Below are 24432 nucleotides of genomic sequence, written 5' to 3' on the forward strand. Positions count from 1 at the left end.
GCGAGACAGACACGTCGAGCAGGTACGAAAGTAGGTCATAGTGATCCGGTGGTTCTGAATGGAAGGGCCATCGCTCAACGGATAAAAGGTACTCCGGGGATAACAGGCTGATACCGCCCAAGAGTTCATATCGACGGCGGTGTTTGGCACCTCGATGTCGGCTCATCACATCCTGGGGCTGAAGTCGGTCCCAAGGGTATGGCTGTTCGCCATTTAAAGTGGTACGCGAGCTGGGTTTAGAACGTCGTGAGACAGTTCGGTCCCTATCTGCCGTGGGCGTTTGAGAATTGAGAGGGGTTGCTCCTAGTACGAGAGGACCGGAGTGAACGAACCGCTGGTGTTCGGGTTGTCATGCCAATGGCATTGCCCGGTAGCTACGTTCGGAACTGATAAGCGCTGAAAGCATCTAAGCGCGAAGCAGGCCTCGAGATGAGTTCTCACTAGACTTTTAAAGTCTCTGAAGGGCCGTTGAAGACTACAACGTTGATAGGCAAGATGTGGAAGCATGGCGACATGTTAAGCTAACTTGTACTAATTACCCGTGAGGCTTAACCATACAACGCCAAACGCGTTTTATGTGACTGTTTAAGCGCAGAAGTTAATAGACTAAAGTAGATTACAGAAAACTTTATTATCAGAATTCCAAATTTAGTTAGTGCGTAGTGATGCGGACTGACAACCAAATTTGCTTGGTGACAATAGCGTTTTGGACCCACCTGACCCCATGCCGAACTCAGTAGTGAAACGAAACAGCGCCGATGATAGTGTAGCATTTGTTATGTGAAAGTAGGTCATCGCCAGGCTCCAAATAAGAGAAACCCGTTACAGCGATGTGACGGGTTTTTTGTTGTCTGGGATAAAGTAAATACATCAGGCCACGCCCTCCTGCTGTACTCAGTAGTGAAACGACACAGCGTGAAGGCCAACGATGGTATAGCATTTATTATGCGAAAGTAGGTCATCCTACTGCGTAGCGCACCATGGCTCCAATTAAAGAAAGTCCGACTCAATGAGCCGGGCTTTTTCACGTCTGCAGGAAAGTGAAATAGTTAGGGAGTCGCAAGCTGTTTAATCTTTCTATCTCGGTTTATACAAAGTACCTAACCACGCCATTATGAACAAATAGCATTCTTATAAATGATATTGACTGCATTGATACTTACTGTAACTATGAATGTGTATAGTAGGTTGTAGTAAAGGAATTAGTTGTATGACAACTGCACGGGTTGTGATCATTGAAGACGAAAAAGCAATAGCAGATACGTTGATCCATACGCTGGAGATGGATGGTTTTTGCGTCGAGTGGTTTGATACCGCTGGAGCTGGGCTCAATTTTATTAAAACATCAAATGTAGATTTGTTGATTTTAGATGTTGGCTTACCTGATGCAAACGGGTTTGAATTATGTAAGCAGATCCGTGAGTTTTCCTCTTTACCTATTATTTTCTTAACAGCACGTAATGATGAAATTGATCGTGTTGTTGGATTAGAGATCGGTGCCGATGACTATGTGACAAAGCCATTTAGTCCACGAGAAATGCTTGCTCGCGTTAAGCTGCGTTTAAAACCTTATGTTGTTAGAGAAACACAGATTAATGAACCTACAGAGCTATCAGGACTCTACAGTGATAACTTTGATTATTACTTTAATAACGCTCCGTTAAATTTAACTGCTCTTGAGTTTAAATTGCTCGACAAGCTCGTGTTATCACCTAAACAGGTATTTTCTCGAGAGCAGTTGCTATCATCAGCACAACTCTGCCAAGACAGTGTTTATAGTCGCAATGTTGACAGCCACATCAAGGCCATAAGAAACAAATTACGCATAGTGTGTGATGAGCCAATGATCCATACTAAACGTGGTTTTGGTTACTTTTATGAACCTATTTAAGCGCTCAACACGTTCATTAGCTCGTCTTAGGCGTTGGCCTAAAATTCCGCTCGGGCTTAGGTTGTTTTTACTCTATTTTATACTCGTTATGTTAACCACTTACTTTGTCAGTTCAACGGTTATGCGTGAGATTAAGCCTACTATCCGTCAGGTTACAGAGGAAACCTTGGTTGATATGGCCAATTTACTTGCTGTCATGGCACGAGATGATTTAGCCAATGGCACACTGTCACAGAGCCGTTTCGCTACTGTGGTAAATTCATATGGGAGTAGGGAGCCAAATGCAAAAATCTGGGGAATAGACAAGCCAGCGACGAATCACCGTATTTATATTACCGATGCTGCGGGAATCGTGGTGGTTGATTCATGGCAGCAAGATATAGGTAAAGATTATTCACAGTGGAATGATGTTTATCTCACATTACGGGGAGAATATGGAGCTCGCTCAACCGCCACTGATAAAGACGATCCCCTTTCAACAGTTATGCATGTGGCAGCGCCCATAATCGATAATGATAATATTATTGGCTCAGTCACTGTCGCTAAGCCTAACCGCTCAGTACAACCTTTTATAAATATGTCTAAATATCGCGTATTAAGTTGGTTAGTTGTGATGAGTGTGTTGGCATTAATGGTAGGTGCATTGATTGCGTGGCGTATTAATGGGGCTTTGTATAAACTGGCCAAATATGCCGATAAAATGGGGCGGGGAGAAAAAGCATCTAAGCCAAGGTTTAGGGTTTTTTATGAATACAGTTTGTTGAGTGATGCGCTTGAAAAAATGCGCAACCAATTGGATGGTAAAGGTTATGTTGAGCACTACGTACAAACGCTTACTCATGAATTAAAAAGCCCTTTATCAGCAATCAAAGGGGCGAGTGAAATTTTACAATCCCCATTAAGCACAGACAAGCAACAGCTATTTGCTACTAATATTGAATCTGAAACAGTGCGAATGCAGCAACTCATCGATAAGTTACTCGCACTGACTAAATTAGAGCAACTCCCTGAACTCGAGCAGCGCAAGAAGGTATTAATACGCCCTATATTTGAAGCGATTAAAGGATCGTTTGTGGCCAGAATCACAAAGCAAAAGGTACAAGTAACACTCGATTGTGACGTCCATAGTCAATGTGTAGGTGACGCCTTTTTGATTCAGCAAGCGCTATACAATATTATCGATAATGCATTGGATTTTATTAATGAGGAGGGTGAAATCCACATTCAAGTAACGGAAAAACCGACATCAGTTGATATTTTTATCGATAATACGGGGCCTTGTATTCCTGATTACGCGCTTCAACGCATCACAGAGCGTTTTTATTCTCTACCTAGAGCAGATGGTAAAAAAAGCACTGGCTTAGGCTTAAACTTTGTTGAGCAAGTTGTGAAGTTACATAAAAGCCAACTCAACATAGAAAATACTCACAATGGTGTCCGCGTTCATATAAAAATGCCTACCCCATAAAAGCTCCATGTAAAAACCTCAGTAACTCCATATAGCTTCGTTACCCTGTGTTTATGAAATACATGGAGCGCAAAGCAATGAAACAAAGAATAGAAACCAAACTCATCATAATCATAGGCCTCATCGTGTTGTTATTGATCCCTATTTTTATGATCCAAAACCTCATCGATGAGCGATCAGAGCTACAGCAACAAGTACAGGCTGAGATAGCAAAGAGCAGCAGTGATGAGCAGCGTGTCATTGGCCCGTTTATTCATGCTCAGTACTTAGAAACTGTCACGGTTGATGGCAAAACGAGCGAGCAATTGATGAATATTACGCTGTTACCTGACTCACTTAATGTCAGTAGTAATCTATCAACATTTGAAAAGTATCGTGGTATTTATAAAGCGTTGTTATACCGCTCACAAAACCAATTTGAAGGGCAATTTAAAATAAATTCATTAGCGGTTTTGGCAGATAAAAAAATCAAACGGCTTAACCTTATTTTGGCGATTGCTGATATTCGAGGGATAGGACAAGGGTCAAAAATTAGTGTGAACGAACGTGAATATGAGCTTCTACCTGGTACCCAGCTAAATCAGTTACCAGAAGGTATTCGTATAGAGCTTGATTATGACACCCTTCGCGAAAGAGCGGTATTACCGTATAGGATTGATTTAAATCTACAAGGTATGCGTCAACTCGCATTTGCACCCGTTGGCAAAAACAGCTCACTGACCATGCAAGCGGATTGGCCACACCCAAGTTTTGTGGGGGACTACCTGCCACTAGATTCAACAATTTCGGCACAAGGTTTTTCTGCTCATTGGCAAACTAATTACTTTGCAACTAATCTGCAAGAGCTCTTTAATCAGTGTCTATTTAGTAGTGACTGCACCTTGTTTAAGCAGCGCAGTATGGGGGTAAATTTAGTCGATAGTGTTAATCACTACCTTAAAAACTATCGGGCGAGTAATTATGCCATCCTGGTTGTTGTGCTTATTTTTGCGAGTTTCTTTCTGCTCGAGGTGCTGCGTGATGAACCAATACACCCTGTTCAATATGGTTTTGTAGGGCTCGCTTTGGCGGTATTTTATTTACTGTTAATTTCACTGAGTGAGCACGTAGGGTTTAATATTGCGTATTTATTATCTGCGCTTGCGTCAGCCGCCTTACTCAGTGTTTATGTTGCGGGTATGCTCAAAAATAGCAAACACGGCGGGTTATTTTTATGTGGGGTGTTATTTCTCTATAGTCTTTTATACGGGTTACTCAGTGCTGAAGATTACGCATTGCTAATGGGGAGTGTGTTGGTGTTCGCGGTACTCAGTTTAATTATGTTATTAACGCGTAAGGTTAATTGGTACGGCGCCCAGCCGCAGGACGAAGAGACAAGCTAATACCTTTAAAAGGGGGGGCTGACAGTTGTTTCAGCCCCCTTTTGTTAACTATTTGATAAAAATACCGTTAGCTTCTCACCTATTTGTAAGCGATCTCGCGACAGGTTATTCCATTGTTTTAATTTGCTAATACTGACATTGTAGCGTTTGGCTATTTTCCATAAACTTTCGCCTGATTTAACTAAGTGCTCAACCTCTTGGTCTGCCAGCATCGGTAGTATCAATTTTTTACCTGCACGAATACGGTCAGTCTTTAAATTATTAAATGCTTTTAGCTGATTCACACTGATAGCATAACGTTTTGCAATCACGCTTAAGCTATCTCCTGGTTGAATTGTGTAATGCTGCCATTGGCTGTAATCATTTGCTTTTTGGTTAGCTAACATACCCTGAAATTCAGCGAGTTTATTCACCGGCACAACAATATGAGGTGCATCAATAATTGCGGGGAAGCGGATCACACCATAGTTTAATGGCTCTAACGATTGCCATTCTTGTTGACTATCTAACATAACCGCACCGGAGATAGGTAAAGTTGCAATGGCTTGTTGGTTATTAATTGCAGGGAAGGCCATTTTATTACTTTTTAAAAGCTGGGCAGCAGCAAGTAACTTAGGAACATATTGGCTTGTTTGCTTAGGAAGTTTTAAATTAAAAAAATCAGTGGGCTTACCCTGTTTTTTATTGTTCCTGATAGCTCTTTTTACACGGCCTTCACCTACGTTATAAGCTGCAATTGCATGATACCAATCACCATCAAAGCGCGTGTGTAAATACTCCATAAAATCCAGTGCAGCTCGGGTACTGTCTATTACGTCTTGGCGTCCGTCATACCAAGGTGATATTTGCACGTTAAAATACTTAGCAATAGCAGGCGTTAGTTGCCATAAGCCAGAGGCATGTTTATGCGAGTACGCACTGGCATCAAAGTCACTTTCAATCAACGGCATTAATGCCAGCTCAATGGGCAGCCCGCGTTTTTCAACCTCACTAACAATATGGTAAAGGTAAGGCTCAGCACGGCGGCTAATTTCATCCATGTAATTTGGGTGTGTTAAATACCAGGCAATACGCTTTTGCACCGCTGGATGGCTTGAGTTTGCAAACGAAAGTTGTACTTTAATACGTTGCCATACATCGTCTAGCGCGTGTGGGTTGATTGGTGTAATGTGCTCAACAACCGCCTCTTTGGGCTCATTTTTTACAATGGGGCTTGGTTGCGCGATGGTTTTTTCTGGCTCAGGTGTTGGCGCTTTGAGCGTGGTTTCACAGCCAGATAAAATAATAACCAACGGTAGAATGCGGATGAATCGATTTACAAACACGTACTAAATTACTCCGAAAATATAAATGCAGCTAAATTAAAGCCGTTTAGCTTAACATAGGGTGAGCTAAAAATGAGTCGTGACTGAATTTAAATACGTTTTAAACGGCTCTTTATAACGACGAGACAGGTTAAGCACTTTGCCTGTGGTGAGTTTCACTTCACTATCGCCGCTGGGTAAAGGTGTGATTGATTCAACCGTGTCTAAGCGAATAGCGTGTGAGCGATGAATGCGGCAAAACCCTTGCTGCTCTAACTGTTCACTCAATTGGGTTAACGTTGCGCGTAAAGGGTAAATGCGTTCGCCTATGTGTAAATTCACATAATTACCACTGGATTCAAGCCAGTCTATGTGTGCTACGCGAATAATAAACTCTTTACCTAATTTCTTGACAAGTAGTCGATCTAAATTAGCGTTTTGAGGTGTGTCTTCACCTTGTGAAATAGGGGCGGCCTCCCCTGTTAATTGACTCACAATATATTGATAGGTTTTTATGACCACAATTAAAAATAAGAATCCCCATAAGTCTTTTCGATATTCATACAGTAATTCAAACCAACTTAAACCAAAGTCATAATGCATGTCCTGCACGGTATACACTAGCTTGCGAATCGCGACCATTACACCGATATGTGATAGCGAAAAAACAATACTGCTAAGAGAGTAAATTAATAATGAACGCGCTATTTTTTGCCAATCAAAAGGGCTCACTTTTAATAGCCATATTAAAGCAGGAAATAACAATAGGGTGCCAATAGCGCTAGAGTATTCCCATATAAAGGGTTCCCAAAGCATAAAGGGAAGTACACCATCACGCTGGGCTTCCATAATATTTGAACTGGCATTTATCGTGTTATTAATAAAAATATAACTACATAAAAATAAGGTGCCATACCAGGTTTGATAGCGTTGAAAGTGCATTAAAGTGATCATTATTATTAGTATGCTGAAGGTCTTTAATAAATAGATTATCAATATAGCTAACAATCACCAAGTTTATCATCCCTGTATTCCACCGCTTGTCCCTAATGACTGTTTTATAAGCCTTTTTTTGTTGCATTAAACCACACCGTAAGCATAGTGAATGTCATTTAATTTTTGTTGAAACAATGATGTTCACTAAAACACAGATAAAGAACCGCTTCGAAATTGTATTATCTCCTTGGCTAAACGTGTTTAACCAATCTGGCGAGCGAGCACCGCGCCGTTATGATTTAGATTGGTTGAGAGTGTTAGCCTTTGGCTTATTAATTTTTTATCACACCGGCATGTTATACAGCCAAAACTGGGGATTTCATTTTAAAAGCCAGTATCTATCAAGCAATGTAGAAAATGCCATGCTCTTACTGTCGCCATGGCGGATGGGGTTAATTTGGTTTATTTCAGGTGTGGCGCTGCGCTTTATTGTTGCGCGCTTTAGCTTAGGTGTATTTTTAACTACGCGAAGTGTAAAAATATTATTGCCATTATTAATCGGTATTTGGTTTATTGTGCCGATTCAGCTTTATGCGCAAATGAGCCAAGAGGTTGGTTTATCTATGAGCTTTTGGCAGTTTTATAGCCAGTTTTTTGATTTAACCAATCCGCTATTTGAGCAGTACCAAGCAGGTATTTGGCCGCATGTTGATGTAAATCACCTGTGGTATTTACGCTCGTTATGGCAATTTACTATGTTGCTGGTATTGGCTCTGCCGCTGCTTCATCACGCTGTTGTGCAAGCAGTTATCACACGTTTATGTGAGCAGTCGTTACTGATGATTTTCATCACCTTGTTACTGCCGCTGTGTATTTTAAAGTTGAGCTGGCCAAGCGATACATTCAGATACCCCATGGGCGCGCTGTTTTTACTATACGGTTACTTGTTTGCGTGGCAGCCTGCATTTTATAGCCAGCTACTTCGCCATTGGCGAGTGTTGCTCGGTGCATTTTTGGTTGGTTATTTGCTCGTGGTGGTGGGGTATCACATGATTTGGCAAAACTCTGCTGCTAGCCAATGGCAAATTACGAGCATTGACATGCTGTATACTGCGCAAAGATTAGTAGGCGTGTTGTTAATGCTGGCATTAGCAAAACGTTTTTTGAATCACGATCACCCTAAATTAGCGTTACTAAACTCAGCCGTATTTCCATTTTATCTATTGCACCAAAGTGTGATTATTGGTCTTGCGTTTTACTTATCTGAGTGGCAATTAGGTGGGTTTTTGGAACCGCTATTGGTACTGAGTTTAACGTTTATACTCTGTTGGCTGGTGTTTGTGAGTGTACGTAGTGTTGATTTATTACGCCCGCTTTTAGGAGTGAAGGCCAAAGGTACATACACGTCATGGCAAGTTAAAGCTGGCTTTTGCTGCGGGCTTATATTGGTAAGCCCGCTGATCTTTAGGTTGATTTAATTACCTGTATTGCAAGTTAATTATCGGCGCAAACGACGACCTATACTCATCCAAACACACACCTAAAGCATGCGCCGTGTGGCTTTTGTACATAAATTAAATCACCGCCGTGGTTGAGCATGATTTGCCGAGAGAGGCTGAGACCAATACCAGAGCCCTGTTGTTTAGTAGTAAAAAACGGCACGAAAATCATATCCAGTACATGCTCGGGGATCCCGGGACCTGTATCAGCCACTTCAAGGTAGTACTGCTGAGCTGAGTTTTGCCCAAGGGTTAAGCTTATTCGTGCATTTAATTGATCAGGAGATTCACTTTTTAGTGTTGCCTGTTGCTCTAATACATCAAGGGCATTTTTAACCAGGTTAATCAACACCTGTTCTATTTGCGCAGGGTCAAGCATCACTAACTGTTGTGTATGCGTATGCTGCGTAAGTGTAATGCTATGTTCATTTGCGTGTTGTTGATGTAAAGCAACCACGCGATGCAACATTGGGGCTAAATCGGTTGGATGTAGTTTAGCTGCGGGCAGCTGACTAACTTGCCGGAAACGCGCGATAAATTCGCCTAAATGCTGCGTACGTGATGCAATAGTGTTTAAGGCTAGCTGTAAATCTTGTTTATCTTCATCATCATGAAAAGACAATGTCTTAGGTAATAAGCTAGTGCATGTGTGAGCGAGCGAGGCCAATGGGGTAATTGAATTAGCAACTTCATGGGTGAGCACTTTGGTGAGTCGCTTATACGCTTGTTGCTCTTTATGTTGCAGCTGATCATGGATAGATTGAATACTGATCACACGGCGGTTTTTGCCTTGGATAGCGGCAATACTTAATTGAATAGAAAGCGTATCTTGCTGCTCACCACTGTGCCATTGGCTGGTGGTACGAAAGTTAGTCTCACTGCTTAATAGTAAATCCCCAATAGTCTCTAACTGGTTTAAATGGGTAACTGATTGGCCAAGCAGCTTGACTACGGCGGGATTTGATTCGATCACTTTACCGTGGTTATCACACACGAGTACGGCTAAGTCGATATGAATGAGCAGCGCTTGCAAAAATTGCGCTTGTTGCTCTGCGTTAAAGCGCGCAGTTTGCATTTGGTTTTTCACTTGTTCGAACTGTTGGCGCATTGGGTTATGCTTACCAAGGCCTAGGGTACTGTCACCATTGGCAAGTGCGCGAATGACCATTTCGGCTTGGCGTTGTTGGCGTCTAAACAAGTTAAAAATATGCCCGATCAACCCTATATTTATCAGGCTAAGTAACACTAAGCTGGCAGATAAGCCTTGTTGTAAGAATAAATTAGCGGCCAGTAAGGTTAAACTAATTAACGCGGCTAAACTGCCTGCGAGTCCCCATTGTGAGTGCATCATTTATAACCCATATTTTTCAAGTCGACGGTACATTGCACCACGTGTTAAGCCAAGTGCTTTAGCTGCGTGACTGACATTTCCTTGATGGTGCGTTAATGCAGCTCTTACAGTTCGCTGTTCAAGCACTTCTAAATCAAATGTATCATACGCGTGGGATGATCCACTCGATGCAGCAACATCAAACAAGGCGTCAGTACTGTCAGAATTACTTGTGATAACGGAGCGGGTATCCAGCGTTTCACCTTCCGTTAAAATAACCGCCCGTTCTATGGCGTGGGCTAACTCTCGCACGTTCCCTGGCCAGCTGTACTGACAGAGCTTTTGCATATCCTCTGGCAAAATATTGAGATGCCGCTTATATTTTTGTCCAAAGTGCGTAAGGTAATACTCACACAGTAAAGGAATATCCTCTTGACGCTCTCTCAATGGTGGTAAGCGAATTTCGACCGTATTAATGCGATAGAGTAAATCTTGGCGAAAACGACCTTCGTTCACAGCATTTTGTAGATTATCGTTCGTTGCACAAATTAGGCGTATATCAACATTAATGGGTTTACTGGCGCCAACGGGAATAACCTGCCGATTTTGCAGTGCAGCTAACAACTTTACTTGTTGTGCCATGGCTAAGTTGCCTAACTCATCAAGAAACAAACTACCGCCATGGGCAAGTTCAAATTTCCCCATGCGATCCGCTTTTGCGTCTGTAAAGGCGCCTTTTTTATGACCAAACAGCTCGCTTTCAAATAAACTGTGCGACACGGCACCCATATCGAGGCCAATAAATGCATTATCACGGCGTTGGCTGGCTTGGTGAATTGCATGAGCTGCTAACTCTTTACCTGTGCCGCTCTCTCCGGTAATAAGAATGTTTGCATCCGTTTGCGCTGCTTTTTCAATGGTTTGGAATACGTCTTTCATGGCGGCGCTTTGGCCTAAAAATGAAAAATGTTGGCCACTCACTGATTGATTGAGAGCTTGGCTCAGTCCTTGTGTTTGGCGTGTTAATTGGCCGACTTGTTGTTTATCTTTAGCGTGTGAGAACGCGGCTGCAACAGCACCTAGTAATTGTTCGTTCTGCCAAGGCTTGGCAATAAAATCAGATGCACCGGCTTTAATCGCATCAACGGCAAGTTGAATATCGCTGTAGGCTGTCATCAATAGCACAACAATACTGGGGTCTTGTTCGATGATTTTTTTTAGCCAGTAAAACCCTTCTTTACCGCTGATTGCATCTTGGCTGAAGTTCATATCGAGCAAAATCACATCGATGGGGAAATCGGTGCTTTTTTGTTGGGTGATCAATCCTTCAATATCAAACGGATTATCGGTGGTTTTTACGCTTTGATAATGCTGTTTGAGTAGTAAACGCGCAGCAATAAGAATATCGGAATTATCATCGACAATGAGAATTGAACCAGCCTGTTTCATGAATGTGCCCCTTTGTTATTGTATTTTTAGCCTACCCCAAAAGCGTATCAAGTGTCCATTAATGGACGATTATAAATTTCAAAGTGTTCTATTAATGGACACTCATTGTTTTTAAATTTAGTTTTTATTTGTAACTTACTGTAATTTATTAAAAATAAAACTTGGCATGTTGTTTGTAATAGTCATGACTATTACGTATCAGAAAAAAGTTAAATAGGCAGCATGATGGATAAAAAAATAAAGCGTACCGCTAGTCAAAAATACCTTAAAAAGCTCACTATTGCAGTGCTTACACTCAGTGTTGCGGCGGCTGCCTATGGATTTAGCCAAAGTGCAGATCAAGGACGTAGCCAAAACATTGCATTAACGAGCTTAACGATTAGTACGGTTAAACAAGGCGCCTTTAAAGATGCATTGAGTTTGCGCGGTCAAGTGGTGCCAAAAACCAGTATTTATCTTGATACTATTGCGGGCGGGCAAGTCGAAGAACGTTTAGTTGAACAAGGTGAGTATGTAGAAAAAGGTCAGCCGTTGGTGCGCTTAAATAATACTAACTTACAGTTAGATGTTATGAGTCGCGAAGCGCAAGTTACAGAGCAACTCAACTTTTTACGCAATACGCAAATGACCATGGAAACCAGCCGCTTAAACTTACGCCGTGACTTGCTCGAAATCGACTTACAAATTACACACCTTGCACGTCGTTTGAAACAAACAAAACCATTAGTAGAAAAAGGCGTGCTTGCGCAAGAGCGTTTATCAGAACTAAAAGAAGATTTAGCGTATTACAAAGCTCGTAAAGAGCTCACGCTTGAACGCCAAAAGCAAGAAAGCGCGATTCGAGAAGTGCAAGTTGCACAGCTTGCTGATAGCGCAACCATGCTTGAAAAAAACCTTCAGTTTGCACGTCGAAACCTTGATAACTTATTAATTAAGGCCCCCGTTACTGGCTATTTAAGCGAGCTCGATGTTGAAATTGGCGCATCTAAAATGAGTGGCGCACGACTTGGTCAAATCGACATACCTAATGAGTACAAGCTGGTGGTGCGTTTAGATGAGTTTTATTTAAACCAAGTACAGCGTGACATGACTGTGCTGATTGAGTTTGAAAGCGGCATGGTGAATGCCAAAGTGAGTAAAATTGATAGCCGTGTTCAGCAATCACAATTTCAAATCGAGGTTGATTTACCAACCGGTACTCAAGGTGTTAAACGCGGCCAGAGTATTGATGTAGAGCTGATGCTTGGTGATAACAAAAGTGAAGCTTTACTGCTAAACCGAGGTGCATTTTTTACAAACACGGGTGGCAACTGGGTGTATGTGCTTGAACAAGGGAATAACAAAGCGGTGCGTCGTGATATCCGCCTAGGAAAGAAGAATCAAGATTACTTTCAAGTGCTCGCAGGGTTGAGTGCTGGAGACAGAGTGATTACCTCAAATTACAGCAACTTTGACAAAGCGCAGCAGCTTTACATTGACTAAATCTATTTGAACAAGAACCAGATTAACTTAAAAAATTAAACCGAATTAAGGAATAAAAATGATGATTTCACTTACCAATTTAAGTCGCGTATTTCGCACTCAAGACATTGAAACAACAGCGCTTAACGATATCAGTTTAGCGGTTAATGAAGGCGAGTTTTTAGCTATTATGGGTCCGTCAGGTTGTGGGAAATCTACCTTGCTTTCTATTTTGGGGATGCTCGACTCGCCTACATCAGGAGGCTTTAATTTTATGGGCGTTGATATTGCGGGTTATAGCGAAAAGCAATTGGCTGAATTGCGTAAGGCATCAATTGGCTTTGTTTTTCAAAGCTTTAACTTAATCGATGAGCTGACCGTATTTGAGAATGTTGAATTGCCATTGCAGTATCAAAAAATTTCAAAAAGCGATCGTAAGCAGCGCGTTGAAGCCATTTTAAAGCGTGTGGGCATTGATCATCGTGCAGATCATTTACCACAACAATTATCAGGAGGCCAACAACAGCGTGTGGCGGTTGCGCGTGCTTTGGTAATTAACCCTAAGCTTATTCTAGCCGATGAGCCAACCGGTAACTTGGATTCCAAAAATGGTGATGAAGTCATGGCCATGTTGCGAGAACTAAACCGTGAAGGGACAACGGTTATTGTGGTTACTCACTCTGAGAAAGAAGGTGCTTATGCAGATCGGTTAGTGCGTTTGCTTGATGGCAAAGTCATGGTTGATAAAGCGAATTCACAGCAACACGAGGTCTCAAGCGTTAAACAGGGTCAAGTAGCCTAATGCTCGCGCTTTAGATATGTAGTGCGGTATGTGCCTATTTAATTAGCCAGTACGCGTGCTGCAATCTTATTTTTTACACTGAGTGTATGCGCAATCAAGGATGATCTTTCTTATGCCTATCTCAGTGAAATGGTGAGCGATTTTGTCGCTTTTCAGCCGTTTTATTTTGACCTCTAAAGCAGGCCAAGAAGGAATTTAATGATGTTTAAAAATTATATTATGACCGCAATGCGATCATTTAAGCAGCAAAAGCAGCATTTTATATTAAATGTAATGGGTCTCAGTGTGGGCCTAGCGGCCGCTATTTTAGTGGCCTTGTTTGCACAGAACGAACTGTCTTACGATAGTCAACAACCCCACGCGGAGCAGGTTTACCGCGTAGGGCAAGATTTTTCTAAGTTAGGACTGTCGGTGATTCCGATATTTAATTATTCACAAGCGGTTCAAGCAACAGATTATACGCAAGTAGAAGAAGTGTTTGGTTTAACTATGGTGTCAATGACTCGGGAGGCGATGGTTGATGTGCAGTATCGCGATCAGGGTTACAAGCTTAATGAGTTATACGGTGCAACGCCAAATATTGAAAACTTTATCACGATGGAAACATTGGCCGGTGATTTAAAAAATGCCATGAGCACTCCGGATAGTTTAGCGCTAAGCGAATCAGAAGCTGTGCGTATTTTTGGATCGGTGAATGTTATTGGTACGACTTTGCAACACGAGCAAGGCCAATACACTGTGCGAGCGGTATTCGCTGACTTGCCTAGCAATACGCACTTTGCGTTTAAAAATCTTGTTTATGTAAAGCATGATCCGAGCAACTTGATGGTCAATAGCAGCTATGTCTATATGCGTTTAACACCACAGGCTGATCCAATAGCATTGGCAGATACATTGTCTAAGCAATATTTTAATGGTCAGATGGCAGGGAAAATCGCCATTGAGTTACACCCATTACTAGACTTACATTTAACAGCAAAATCACCTTTTGAAATGAAAGCTGGGGGTGCAAAGCAAGTGGTGATGATTTGTGCTGGTTTAAGTGTATTACTTATTCTGATTGCTGGCTTTAACTTTATTAATATGACAGTGGCACAATCAACAAAGCGCGCAAAAGAAGTTGGCGTGCGTAAAGCGCTTGGCGCAAGTAAAGTGCAATTAGTCACCCAGTTTTTAGCTGAGTCAGTCTTGGTGTCGTTATTATCGATGATCATAGCGTGTGTATGTGTTGAATTTATATTGCCAAGTTTTAACCTGTTGGTCGATCGTGAGCTTGTCGTCAATTACGCCTCTGTGTTTGGGTTGAGTATTGTGGCTGTTGCCATGTCAGTGGGAATACTGGCTGGTTTATACCCTGCACTGTTTATTTCATCATTTAGTGCTAAGCGTGTATTAAGTGGTGACTTACAACGAGGCAGCACAGCTATTTGGGTGCGTAAAAGCTTACTCACCCTGCAGGCTTCATTAGCTATCGGCTTGATTATTGCCTCGGTGACCTTGTTAAAGCAATTAGCTCACCTTCAAAGTCTCCCTTTAGGTTATCAAACACAGCAGCGATTAGTTATTTCAGAGTTACCTGTGCAAACTGTGTTTACTCAACAACCTAGTGCGTTAATGAACCGTTTACGAGCGATTGAAGGCGTTGATCAGGCAACGGTTATTGATACTCGTTTAACCGTTTCAATTAACAATACACTTCAACCTGTATGGCCTAATGGTGAGTCATCAAATGGCATCACCCCTGTGATAGGTTCGGGCTTTGATGTTGTTAAAGGTTTAGGCCTTACATTAATGGCGGGGAGAGATTTTAGCCGTGAATATGCCAGCGATTGGGCAACAAGGACCAATGGGGTTACAACGGTGGGTACCATTATTACAGAAACTGTTGCCAGACAGGCCGGTTATAGCAATGTGGCCGACATTATAGGCAAAACAATCAAAGATCCAGGGCGTAATGTAGATATGCGTGTAGTGGGAGTTGTGCAAGATGTAAAAGTCGGGAATGCCCAAGATGCGAATTCTAATATTATGTTTTTATGTGGCTTTAACTATTTAGCGCCGGTATCTGAAGTGATCTTAACGGTTGATTTGCAAAACCTCCCTATGATCAAGCAGCAAGTGAACACTGCCTTAGCAGAGGTGGCCAATATTTATGAGCCAAAAGTAAACTTATTAGCTGAAAACTATAAAGCGGTGCTAACAGGGGACGAGCGAGTTTCTCGTGTGGTACTTATTTTCACCGGGCTTGCGATATTTTTAACTTGTTTAGGGACGTTTGGTCTCGCGTCGTTTGCGACCATTCGTCGTCAAAAAGAGGTGGCAGTTCGCAAAGTGTTAGGTGCATCACGTATTAGTATTGTCAATATTCTAGCAAAAGAGTTCCTCGTACTTGTTGGTATTAGTATCGTCCTAGCCTATCCAGTGACTTACTTATTAGTAGGCGATTGGTTAGCTAATTTTAACGACCGTATTGAGCAAGCGTTTTGGGTATATGGTGTCGCGGCCGTTTTTGTTGCGGGTATTACGTGGGTGACTGTAGCAACACTTGCTTTTAAAGCTGCCAGCACGCGCCCCTCGCTAATTTTACGTTACGAGTAATTACGTTATGACACGGCTATCACAGTGATAGCCGTAATAAATTACGTTGAATTGACTAAGGAGAAGTGATGTTTGCTTCCTATATGAGTTTGGCACTAAAAACGTTTTCTCAGCATAAACAATATGCATTATTGAGTATGCTTGGGCTCAGTATAGGCATGGCTGTGCTGATACTAATGGCACTGTTTATTCAAACAGAGCGCTCATTTGAGTTGGAACAGCCAAATGTGGCTAATCATTATCGGTTAGTGATGCAGGCACAAAAAAACGGTAATGAACACATTTTAATGACTCCTCGTGCTAAGCAGCATTTGCTTGATATAGCAGGTATTGAAAGCGTTTTTTATCTGTTTAAAACACGCATGCTCAGTGATGACAAAGTTACCATTGAAGCTGATGGGTTTCAGTTGTCTGCGCATTATGCGGCATCAAGTAACATTTTATCGTTTATTCAAATGACGGTGCTAGCGGGTGATATTACCAAGGCTTTACAAGCCCCAGAAAAAATAGCCTTAGCACGTACGGAGGCACTGCGTTTGTTTGGTTCAGGCTTCACACCAGAGGCGCTCATTGGTAAAACGATGACTCGCCAACGTGATCAACGCTTATTAACGGTGGCTGCCATATTTGAAGACTTACCTGTTAACAGCCATTTTTATTTTCAATCGTTAGAAAGCTTTGCACCTTATGAAAACATTGGTGGCAATGTGGCGCATACTTATGTGGCACTCACCCCCACGGCTAATCAGGCCCACATTGCGGTGTCGGTGAGCAATGTATTTAAGCAGATTTGGCAATGGGATCATGTGCAATATCGGTTACAACCTGTGGCTGACATTCACTTAAGTACCAACTTTGCTCATGACATGAAAGTGGGTGGCTCTAAAAGTTCAGTGATGATATGTGCTGTGATGGCGCTTATTTTACTGGTTATTTCATGTGTGAACTATGTCAATTTTAGTGTTGCACAATCAGCTAACCGCGCCAAAGAAATTGGAGTTCGTAAAGCGCTGGGGGCTAGCAAGACGCAACTCATGATGCAATTTATGAGTGAGGCGGTTGTACTCACATGGTTTGCCATGGTGCTTGCATGCGTATTGGTTGAGTTGTGTATGCCCAGCTTTATGCACTTGATTGGTCGGCCAATTGCTTTCTCTGGCTGGGCGCAGTGGATAGGGCCTGTATTTATATTTGCGACAATTATCGGTGTTGTGTCGGGCATTTACCCTAGTGTGTATATGTCGAGCTTTAAAACACGTGAAATTTTAAGCGGTGAGCTTAAGCAAGGGCGTCAAGGCGTTTGGATCCGTAAAGGTTTGCTTTTGGTTCAGATAACCCTGTCTATAGGGTTACTGATTGGTGCAATGACGCTCACGAAGCAGTTGCAGTTTTTGCAGTCATTACCCGTTAATTACAGTAAAGCGCAACAATGGGTTATTAATGATATACCAGGCCAAAAGCTATATGGTGCACAGCATGAGGCTTTTTTTAGTGCATTACAGCAAGTGGATGGAGTGGTGTCGGCTGTGGCGATGGATTTTTCTATTACTCAATCGACCAATGCAGGTATTTTTATCGAGAATACACTCAACCCAGAGGAGCCACATTCAATGGCTCTGGCCGGAGTGAGCGCTGAGGTAGTAAGGACGCTGGATTTAAAGCTGGTGGCGGGTCGAGATTTTTCGCGTGATCATGCTGCAGATGGGTATAACGATCGCACGAATCAGGCTGGCGTTATTTTACCTGAATCGATCGTAACTTTACTGGGCTTTACTAATGCGCACAGTGCAATAGGCCAATCTATTCGGTTTTCGGCGGGGCCGCTATCTCACGCCACAGGGGTTATTGTGGGCGTTGTTAAAGATATTAAAGTGGGGCCTGTTAATCATCAAAGTGCCCCTGTGGTCTTTGTAAACGGATTCAGTGTGGGAGGGAATTATTCTTTAGTTGTTAAAGTAGCAGATGGATCAGATCAACAGGTAAAGCAGGCAGTCGTTAATTTTATTAAATCGCGATTGAACATAGCGCCTGTGAGTCTGTCATTATTGGAAGATGATTACCAAGCCTTATATCAACAACAGCAACGCCTAAAAGATGCCGTGGTGGTTGGCAGTATACTGTCGGTTGTGTTGATTATTATGGGCGTCTTTGGGCTAACGGGTTTTATTGTTCAACAACGGATCAAAGAAGTGGCGATAAGAAAAGTGCTCGGAGCAAGCAGGTTGAACATTGTTAACGCTTTAGCCAAGGAGTTTTTAGTCATGATTGCGCTAGGTTGTTTAGTGGCGTGGCCGCTGGCCTATATTATTTTAACCGATTGGCTCTCAGGATTTGCTTTGCACGTTGAGCAATCGTTATTGCTGTATGTTGTTATGAGCGGCGTGGTTGCCGTTATTACTTGGTTGACCGTTGCAAGCCTGGCTTTTAAAGCCGCCAGTGCACGGCCATCACTTATCCTGCGTTATGAATAATCAGCACTAACAGGTACAAAAAAGGCCTCATAGGAAAACCTGAGGCCTTATTACTCACACGGATATCTAGTGGTTAGACATCGTTAATTTTAACGGCTGGGTTGCCTGCGACGACAGTATTAGTGAGCACATCTTTAGTCACAATAGACCCTGCGCCAACAACCGCATTATCGCCAATGGTAATGCCAGCTAACACAATCACACCTGCACCAATCCACACGTTATTGCCAATTGTAATTGGTGCTGCAAAGTTTTCTTTCTTGAGCCGTTCAGTTGGGTTAACCGCATGCGAGACAGCCAGTAGCTGAACATTCGGACCAATTAAGCAATCATTGCCTATGGTGATAGCACCTTCACGAATTGGTGCATCTAGCACCGTGCAATTAATGTTTATAAACGTACGATCACCAATTTGCATTTGCGCGCCGTAGTCACAATGAAACCCTGCTTCAATAATGACGCCCGAGCCGGAGTGAGCAAACAGCCCTGTTATGCGTTTTAAGTTTCCCTTACTAGGGCTTTTATTAAATAAGCGACATATTTCATGGGCGGCTTTGCGTGACTCGCGGGTACTTTTATCTAGGCCGTTAAATAGTGTGTGCATTATGATTCTTCTGGTAAACCGATATGGGCGTTGCCGCGTCTGTAATCAATGGTAATTAAAAAATGTTTTAGTACATCATAACCAATAAGGCCTTCTACATTCCTACCTTTAATGCGTGTGTTTGTTGTTGCAAACTGACTTCTCAGGTTGGCAGTTTCACCTTCATCAGGAATGCTAACCTGTACATTCTCCATTTCAAAAGGGCCGAACTTTAACCAAGGGATGCGAAAGGTTTCTGTCACGGCGCTGGTGGTTGCACCTCTGCTGATTTGAGATTCACGATCGATATTTTCAATCCACCCCATTTTACGCGCTACGTTACGGTTGACTACCATTCCGCCATTGTTGCCCGTATCGAGGATTAGCCAAATCGATTTACCTTCGCTTAGCTCAACTTCAACAATGGGCATGCCAGAGCCTTTTTGTTTTTCCATCTTGATGTTTTTCATTTTACTTAAATCCAAAGCATCATGAGTGATCAAGCGCATTTTTTGATTTGGGTAATCAAGTTGCATTACAAATTGTCGGAAAAAACCGGCACCAAATAGCAGTGAATTTTCATGATGACCTAGGTTAATTTCTACCGCATCATTAATCGTGGTCTCCATACCAAATAAATTGATAGGCACGTTATTATACGTGGCTTTATCTTCAACACCGTATACTCCACGCACCCGTGTTTTGCCCCCTTTATCAAGGTCGAGTTCATTTTTATTAATAAAGCGAGGGTTAATACCATTCATTTGTGCGCCGGTATCTAAAATTGCTTTACTAGGGATGCCAGATACGGTGGTGGGCACTTTTACATGACCATTTTCTAACGTGAAATCTAACCAAGGTGTGACACCTGCAAACGCAGATGAGCTGACAATGCCCAAGCATAGGGTAAGTATTCGTTTCATATTATTCCTTTAACTTATTGTTTTTTATAGTTGTAACTTAAACATTGTGCAGGAAAATAAAATAACGTGCAAGATTAAAAATTGTTCATATACAAATGCATTTGTTTCGTTTAAAATCTCGCTTCTTTCGAAACGAAACTTACGAACAGGTATTTAATGACCAAACGAAACACTCAGCAACGTCGCCATACAATACTTAGCCAGGTAAATGAGCTAGGAGAAGTTGCTGTAGAGGCATTGGCTGAGCAATTTCAAACGTCTGAAGTAACTATTCGAAAAGATTTAACCGCACTTGAAAAAAGTGGTCTATTACTTCGCCGCTACGGTGGTGCGATTGCATTACCGCAAGAAATTGTTGCAAATAGCGATTCGCTTCGCAAAATGGCAATCGCACAAGCGGCAGCTAGCCTTATCAACGATCACAACCGCATCATTATAGACAGTGGCCGCACAACGGCTGCGATGATCCCTGAGCTGGCCAAAAAACGCGGGTTAGTGGTTATGACTAACGCTATAAATGTAGCTAACCGCTTGCTTTCACTAGAAAATGAACCAACATTATTGATGACCGGCGGGACATGGGATCCTCATTCTGAGTCGTTCCAAGGTCAAGTAGCAGAGAACGTTTTACGCTCTTATGACTTTGATCAGCTATTTATTGGCGCAGATGGCATTGATGTTGAAAGAGGAACTACCACCTTTAATGAGTTAGTAGGGTTAAGCCAAGTAATGGCTGAAGCCGCTCGTGAGGTAATCGTGCTGGTTGAGTCTGAAAAGATTGGTCGTCGAATACCAAATTTAGAACTACCTTGGCAAAATGTGACAACGCTTATCACCGACAGCGGCCTTGCGCTTGATACACGTAAGGCACTTGAAGCATGCGGTGTACAGTTAATCTGTGCCGAGGTTTAATAGCAATTTCAATTTAGTTAAAAGCAAACCGACAACATTTGCTTTTACCTTTTAATCATTATGACAACACATACGGCCTAAAATTAAATTTTGGCACGTGCAAATGGAGAATATTATGTGTGGAATCGTTGGGGCAGTTGCAGAACGCCCAGTAAATAAAATTTTAGTTGAAGGTTTAAAGCGCCTTGAATACCGTGGTTACGACTCAGCGGGTGTTGCACTTTTAGATGGCAACACGCTGAACACCGTTAAAGCGGTGGGTAAAGTCGCTAACCTTGACAGCGCCCTTGAAACTGCCGGTGTTAAAGGCACGACGGGTATTGCACACACGCGCTGGGCAACTCATGGTGGCGTAACTGAAGCCAATGCGCATCCGCACATTTCAAACAGTGAAATTGCCTTGGTGCACAACGGTATTATTGAAAACCACGCCAGCCTACGTGAAGCGCTTAAAGGCGACGGCTACGAGTTTTTATCTGATACTGATACTGAAGTGATGGTGCATTTAATTCATCAACTTCGCCAACAGCACACAACATTACTTGCCGCTGTTCAAGCCGCTGTTAAGCAGTTTGAAGGTGCCTTTGGTACTGTGGTCTTTGATAAAGCAAATGATAATGAAATCATCGTTGCACGTTCAGGCAGCCCGCTAGTAATTGGTTTGGGCCTTGGCGAAAATTTTATTGCTTCTGATCAGTTAGCATTATTGCCAGTAACACGCAGCTTTATTTACCTTGAAGAAGGTGATGTGGCACGTATTACGCGCGACAGTGTTGAAATATTTGATGCAGCCGGTAATGCCGTTGAGCGCGAAGTCATTGAATCAAACATCACCCAAGATGCCTCAGGTAAAGGTGAATACCGTCATTACATGTTAAAAGAAATCTACGAACAGCCACTTGCTGTACGTAATACATTAGACGGCCGTTTAAATGATGACCGTGTTGCCATTGATGCCTTTGGCGACAGCGCGCAGCAAATTTTTAAAGACGTAAAACACGTACAAATTATTGCCTGTGGTACGTCTTACCACTCAGGCATGGTTGCACGCTATTGGCTTGAGCAATTCGCGGGCGTGAGCTGTAATGTTGAGATTGCGTCTGAATTTAGATATCGCCAATCATTCGTGCATGAAAACAGCCTACTTGTGACGATTTCACAATCGGGTGAAACAGCCGATACGTTAGCTGCACTTCGTTTAGCGAAAGAGCAAGGTTACATGGCCTCAATGACCATTTGTAACGTACCTGGCTCGTCATTAGTGCGTGAGTCAGATCTTGCCTTTATGACCAAAGCAGGCGCTGAAATTGGCGTTGCGTCAACTAAAGCATTTACCACACAATTAGTTGGTTTGTTAATGCTTACTGCGTCTATTGCGCAGGAAAAAGGCTTAGATCAAAGTGTTATTGTTAACGCAATTAAAGCGCTTCCAAACAAATTAGAAGAAGCATTATTGCTTGCTGATGGCATTGCAGACCTTGCAGAAGAGTTTGCCGATAAGCACCACTCACTGTTTTTAGGCCGCGGTTCGCAATACCCAATCGCGATGGAAGGTGCGCTTAAGCTTAAAGAGATTTCATATATCCACGCTGAAGCTTACGCAGCCGGCGAGCTTAAGCACGGCCCATTAGCACTCATAGATGCCGACATGCCAATTATTGTTGTAGCACCAAACAATGAATTGCTTGAAAAGCTTAAATCAAACGTAGAAGAAGTACGCGCACGTGGCGGCATCATCTATGTATTTGCTGACAAAGACTCAGCCTTCGCATCAGACGACACAATGCGCGTTATCAACGTAAACCATGTAGACGACGTGATTGCACCAGTGGTATATACAATCCCACTACAGTTACTTTCATACTACGTAGCGGTAATTAAAGGTACCGACGTTGACCAACCACGTAACTTAGCAAAATCGGTTACAGTTGAGTAAAATCAATAGGTTGGTAATTACCTGTTGAAGCTAAAAAGGTGCATTATGCACCTTTTTTTGTGCCTGAAACTCTGTTAACTTTAGTAAGTTATTATTATCTAAAGGATTGGTTATGCGCTTACTCACCGCTTTGTGTTTTTTTATTTTTAGTTCACACAGTACTTTTGCACAATCGGATATGAAACACCAAAGTACAGATTACTTCCAGCAAACACTTACTTTTAAGTCGGCTGTTTTAAACGAACAGCGCACCGTTGTCGTTCAGTTGCCTAAAAGCTATCAATCTAAACCAAATAAAGTTTATCCAGTCATTTATCGTTTAGATGGCGCGGGTAATATTCCGCTTGCTAGTACTATTATTGAGCGCTTACAAAATGATAATCGTGCGCCTGAGGTTATTATTGTCGCTATTGAAAACACTAATCGCCTCAGAGATATGTATCCTACAGTGAACAAGGAACCGCAGGGCCCAGTTGGTGAAGGAGGCGGCGCAGCAAAATTTTTAGCGTTCTTTGAACAAGAGCTTATTCCTCTCGTTAATAAAAATTATCGTACGCATGACTATAAAGTAATTTCTGGCGCCTCTGCGGGTGGTGTATTTTCGTTATATACGTTGCAGGCCAAACCTGAGTTGTTCCAAGCGCATATTGCTTATAGTCCTGCGGTTTGGTGGAATTATGGCGCAATGGTAAAAAGCACAAAATCGTTTATAGCTAAAACGAAAAATATGAATAACTACGTTTATATCAATATTGGCGAAGAAGCCGGCATAATGCGTGAAAGGTATGATGAATTGCAGCAATCACTGCAATCGCATAAAGTGCGAGGGTTACGCTTTTTTAGTGATGCGTTTGCTGGCATCTCGCATAACCTGACTTCTGGTGCTGGGGCATTTAATGCCTATTACAACTTATTTTTATCTAAACAAATGCCCATAAGTGCGTTAACTGACGATGTGGCATCGATTAATGCATACTATAAAACATTATCTCAGCAATGGGGTGAGCAAATATCACCACCGGATCGCGCTGTTAGATCACTCGGTTATAACCTAACGGATAACAAGCAGTTTACCCGTGCTATTGAGGTGTTTAAGTACAATATAAAAAATCACCCGCAATCAGTCGATGCGCTTTCAGCTTTATCTTATGGCTATGAAATGCAAGGTAATACTCGCCAAGCGCTTAAACATATGGAATCAGCTTTAACAATTGCAGACGACTCATATCCTTATATAAATTACTTAAAAGAAACAAAAGCTAGGCTGCAAGCAGAGCTGAGCAATAACTAATAATATTGCCAACTTAATTGTTGGTTTTTTATGAAGGCTTATTCAGGTTAGAAGCGCTTTCGAACAAATTAGAAGAAGCGTTATTCCGTGCGATGGCATTGAAGGTTTAGCTGATAAGCCCCACTCACTATTTTTAGGTCGTGGCTCGAAATCGCGATGGAAGGCGCACTTAAGCTCAAAGATATTTAATATATCC

Annotated in this window: 17 protein-coding genes and 2 rRNA genes; 13 read left to right on the plus strand and 6 right to left on the minus strand. The window is 42.3% G+C overall.

Annotated features, from left to right (window positions below; genetic code table 11):
• From ATS75_RS13710 to creD, 5 genes are all read left to right on the plus strand, one after another.
• A 23S ribosomal RNA gene (locus ATS75_RS13710) occupies positions 1-556 on the plus strand; the annotation flags it as partial.
• 132 nt (positions 557-688) lie between these two features.
• Positions 689-803: ribosomal RNA gene (gene rrf, locus ATS75_RS13715) — 5S ribosomal RNA — on the plus strand.
• Positions 804-1210: 407 nt separating this feature from the next.
• Entirely contained in the window at positions 1211-1891 is a 681-nt protein-coding gene (locus tag ATS75_RS13720) for a response regulator (RefSeq protein ID WP_058560991.1), read from the plus strand.
• Positions 1878-3359, plus strand: a complete 1482-nt coding sequence (gene creC / locus ATS75_RS13725; protein WP_058560992.1) for a two-component system sensor histidine kinase CreC — start codon at positions 1878-1880, stop codon at positions 3357-3359. Before ATS75_RS13720 ends, creC begins: the two co-directional genes overlap by 14 nt.
• 77 nt (positions 3360-3436) lie before the next feature.
• Entirely contained in the window at positions 3437-4741 is a 1305-nt protein-coding gene (gene creD, locus ATS75_RS13730) for a cell envelope integrity protein CreD (RefSeq protein WP_058561181.1), read from the plus strand.
• A gap of 44 nt (positions 4742-4785) precedes the next feature.
• Here the strand turns inward: creD and ATS75_RS13735 are convergent, their stop codons facing one another.
• Together ATS75_RS13735 and ATS75_RS13740 are read right to left on the minus strand one after the other, a co-directional pair.
• Entirely contained in the window at positions 4786-6066 is a 1281-nt protein-coding gene (locus ATS75_RS13735; protein WP_058560993.1) for a LysM peptidoglycan-binding domain-containing protein, read from the minus strand.
• Between the two features lie 66 nt (positions 6067-6132).
• On the minus strand, positions 6133-6996 hold the full coding sequence (locus ATS75_RS13740; RefSeq protein ID WP_058561182.1) for a LytR/AlgR family response regulator transcription factor: 864 nt from the start codon (positions 6994-6996) through the stop codon (positions 6133-6135).
• Positions 6997-7175: 179 nt separating this feature from the next.
• On the opposite strand from ATS75_RS13740, the gene ATS75_RS13745 reads away from it, so the two are divergent.
• Positions 7176-8459 (plus strand): acyltransferase family protein, encoded by a 1284-nt coding sequence (locus ATS75_RS13745; RefSeq protein ID WP_235591182.1) that lies wholly within the window; start codon positions 7176-7178, stop codon positions 8457-8459.
• A gap of 46 nt (positions 8460-8505) precedes the next feature.
• On the opposite strand, the gene ATS75_RS13750 is transcribed toward ATS75_RS13745, so the two are convergent.
• On the minus strand, positions 8506-9828 hold the full coding sequence (locus tag ATS75_RS13750) for a sensor histidine kinase (RefSeq protein WP_058561184.1): 1323 nt from the start codon (positions 9826-9828) through the stop codon (positions 8506-8508).
• A gap of 3 nt (positions 9829-9831) precedes the next feature.
• Positions 9832-11259 carry a sigma-54-dependent transcriptional regulator gene (locus tag ATS75_RS13755; protein WP_058560994.1) on the minus strand — a complete coding sequence of 476 codons (1428 nt, stop codon included), beginning with the start codon at positions 11257-11259 and terminating at the stop codon, positions 9832-9834.
• 225 nt (positions 11260-11484) lie between these two features.
• Here ATS75_RS13755 and ATS75_RS13760 point away from each other — a divergent pair, with 225 nt between their 5' ends.
• From ATS75_RS13760 to ATS75_RS13775, 4 genes are all read left to right on the plus strand, one after another.
• The gene (locus ATS75_RS13760; RefSeq protein ID WP_058560995.1) at positions 11485-12741 is read left to right on the plus strand and encodes an efflux RND transporter periplasmic adaptor subunit; all 1257 of its coding nucleotides are present in this window, start codon (positions 11485-11487) and stop codon (positions 12739-12741) included.
• A gap of 61 nt (positions 12742-12802) precedes the next feature.
• The gene (locus ATS75_RS13765) at positions 12803-13522 is read left to right on the plus strand and encodes an ABC transporter ATP-binding protein (RefSeq protein ID WP_058561185.1); all 720 of its coding nucleotides are present in this window, start codon (positions 12803-12805) and stop codon (positions 13520-13522) included.
• A 201-nt stretch (positions 13523-13723) separates the two neighbouring features.
• Positions 13724-16120: an ABC transporter permease gene (locus tag ATS75_RS13770; protein WP_058560996.1), complete on the plus strand. Its 2397-nt coding sequence runs from the start codon at positions 13724-13726 to the stop codon at positions 16118-16120.
• 68 nt (positions 16121-16188) lie between these two features.
• On the plus strand, positions 16189-18591 hold the full coding sequence (locus tag ATS75_RS13775; RefSeq protein ID WP_058560997.1) for an ABC transporter permease: 2403 nt from the start codon (positions 16189-16191) through the stop codon (positions 18589-18591).
• A gap of 73 nt (positions 18592-18664) precedes the next feature.
• Here the strand turns inward: ATS75_RS13775 and ATS75_RS13780 are convergent, their stop codons facing one another.
• Both ATS75_RS13780 and ATS75_RS13785 read right to left on the minus strand, forming a co-directional pair.
• Positions 18665-19195 carry a sugar O-acetyltransferase gene (locus ATS75_RS13780; RefSeq protein ID WP_058560998.1) on the minus strand — a complete coding sequence of 177 codons (531 nt, stop codon included), beginning with the start codon at positions 19193-19195 and terminating at the stop codon, positions 18665-18667.
• A complete protein-coding gene (locus ATS75_RS13785; RefSeq protein WP_058560999.1) occupies positions 19195-20097 on the minus strand; it encodes a pepsin/retropepsin-like aspartic protease family protein in 903 nt (300 codons plus the stop codon). The genes ATS75_RS13780 and ATS75_RS13785 overlap by 1 nt, the downstream gene beginning before the upstream one ends.
• A 156-nt stretch (positions 20098-20253) precedes the next feature.
• Between ATS75_RS13785 and ATS75_RS13790 the strand changes: the two genes are divergently transcribed.
• The 3 genes from ATS75_RS13790 (at position 20254) to ATS75_RS13800 (ending at position 24236) form a co-directional block, all read left to right on the plus strand.
• Entirely contained in the window at positions 20254-21009 is a 756-nt protein-coding gene (locus ATS75_RS13790; RefSeq protein ID WP_058561000.1) for a DeoR/GlpR family DNA-binding transcription regulator, read from the plus strand.
• A gap of 115 nt (positions 21010-21124) precedes the next feature.
• Positions 21125-22945 (plus strand): glutamine--fructose-6-phosphate transaminase (isomerizing), encoded by a 1821-nt coding sequence (glmS, locus tag ATS75_RS13795; protein ID WP_058561001.1) that lies wholly within the window; start codon positions 21125-21127, stop codon positions 22943-22945.
• Between the two features lie 112 nt (positions 22946-23057).
• Positions 23058-24236, plus strand: coding sequence for an alpha/beta hydrolase-fold protein (locus ATS75_RS13800; RefSeq protein ID WP_058561002.1), 1179 nt, complete (start codon positions 23058-23060; stop codon positions 24234-24236).
• Positions 24237-24432: the final 196 nt, after the last annotated feature.

The sequence above is a fragment of the Pseudoalteromonas sp. H105 genome (genome assembly GCF_001469215.1).
Taxonomy (GTDB): Bacteria; Pseudomonadota; Gammaproteobacteria; order Enterobacterales; family Alteromonadaceae; genus Pseudoalteromonas.

What these genes read in the sequence shown, in the direction of transcription:
- ATS75_RS13745 (WP_235591182.1), top strand. Translation starts at nt 7,176, where the DNA reads ATGATGTTCACTAAAACACAGATAAAGAACCGCTTCGAAATTGTATTA.
- creD (WP_058561181.1), top strand. Translation starts at nt 3,437, where the DNA reads ATGAAACAAAGAATAGAAACCAAACTCATCATAATCATAGGCCTCATC.
- creC (WP_058560992.1), top strand. Translation starts at nt 1,878, where the DNA reads ATGAACCTATTTAAGCGCTCAACACGTTCATTAGCTCGTCTTAGGCGT.
- glmS (WP_058561001.1), top strand. Translation starts at nt 21,125, where the DNA reads ATGTGTGGAATCGTTGGGGCAGTTGCAGAACGCCCAGTAAATAAAATT.
- ATS75_RS13720 (WP_058560991.1), top strand. Translation starts at nt 1,211, where the DNA reads ATGACAACTGCACGGGTTGTGATCATTGAAGACGAAAAAGCAATAGCA.
- ATS75_RS13780 (WP_058560998.1), bottom strand. Translation starts at nt 19,195, where the DNA reads ATGCACACACTATTTAACGGCCTAGATAAAAGTACCCGCGAGTCACGC.
- ATS75_RS13770 (WP_058560996.1), top strand. Translation starts at nt 13,724, where the DNA reads ATGTTTAAAAATTATATTATGACCGCAATGCGATCATTTAAGCAGCAA.
- ATS75_RS13775 (WP_058560997.1), top strand. Translation starts at nt 16,189, where the DNA reads ATGTTTGCTTCCTATATGAGTTTGGCACTAAAAACGTTTTCTCAGCAT.
- ATS75_RS13785 (WP_058560999.1), bottom strand. Translation starts at nt 20,097, where the DNA reads ATGAAACGAATACTTACCCTATGCTTGGGCATTGTCAGCTCATCTGCG.
- ATS75_RS13790 (WP_058561000.1), top strand. Translation starts at nt 20,254, where the DNA reads ATGACCAAACGAAACACTCAGCAACGTCGCCATACAATACTTAGCCAG.
- ATS75_RS13800 (WP_058561002.1), top strand. Translation starts at nt 23,058, where the DNA reads ATGCGCTTACTCACCGCTTTGTGTTTTTTTATTTTTAGTTCACACAGT.
- ATS75_RS13760 (WP_058560995.1), top strand. Translation starts at nt 11,485, where the DNA reads ATGGATAAAAAAATAAAGCGTACCGCTAGTCAAAAATACCTTAAAAAG.
- ATS75_RS13755 (WP_058560994.1), bottom strand. Translation starts at nt 11,259, where the DNA reads ATGAAACAGGCTGGTTCAATTCTCATTGTCGATGATAATTCCGATATT.
- ATS75_RS13765 (WP_058561185.1), top strand. Translation starts at nt 12,803, where the DNA reads ATGATTTCACTTACCAATTTAAGTCGCGTATTTCGCACTCAAGACATT.
- ATS75_RS13750 (WP_058561184.1), bottom strand. Translation starts at nt 9,828, where the DNA reads ATGCACTCACAATGGGGACTCGCAGGCAGTTTAGCCGCGTTAATTAGT.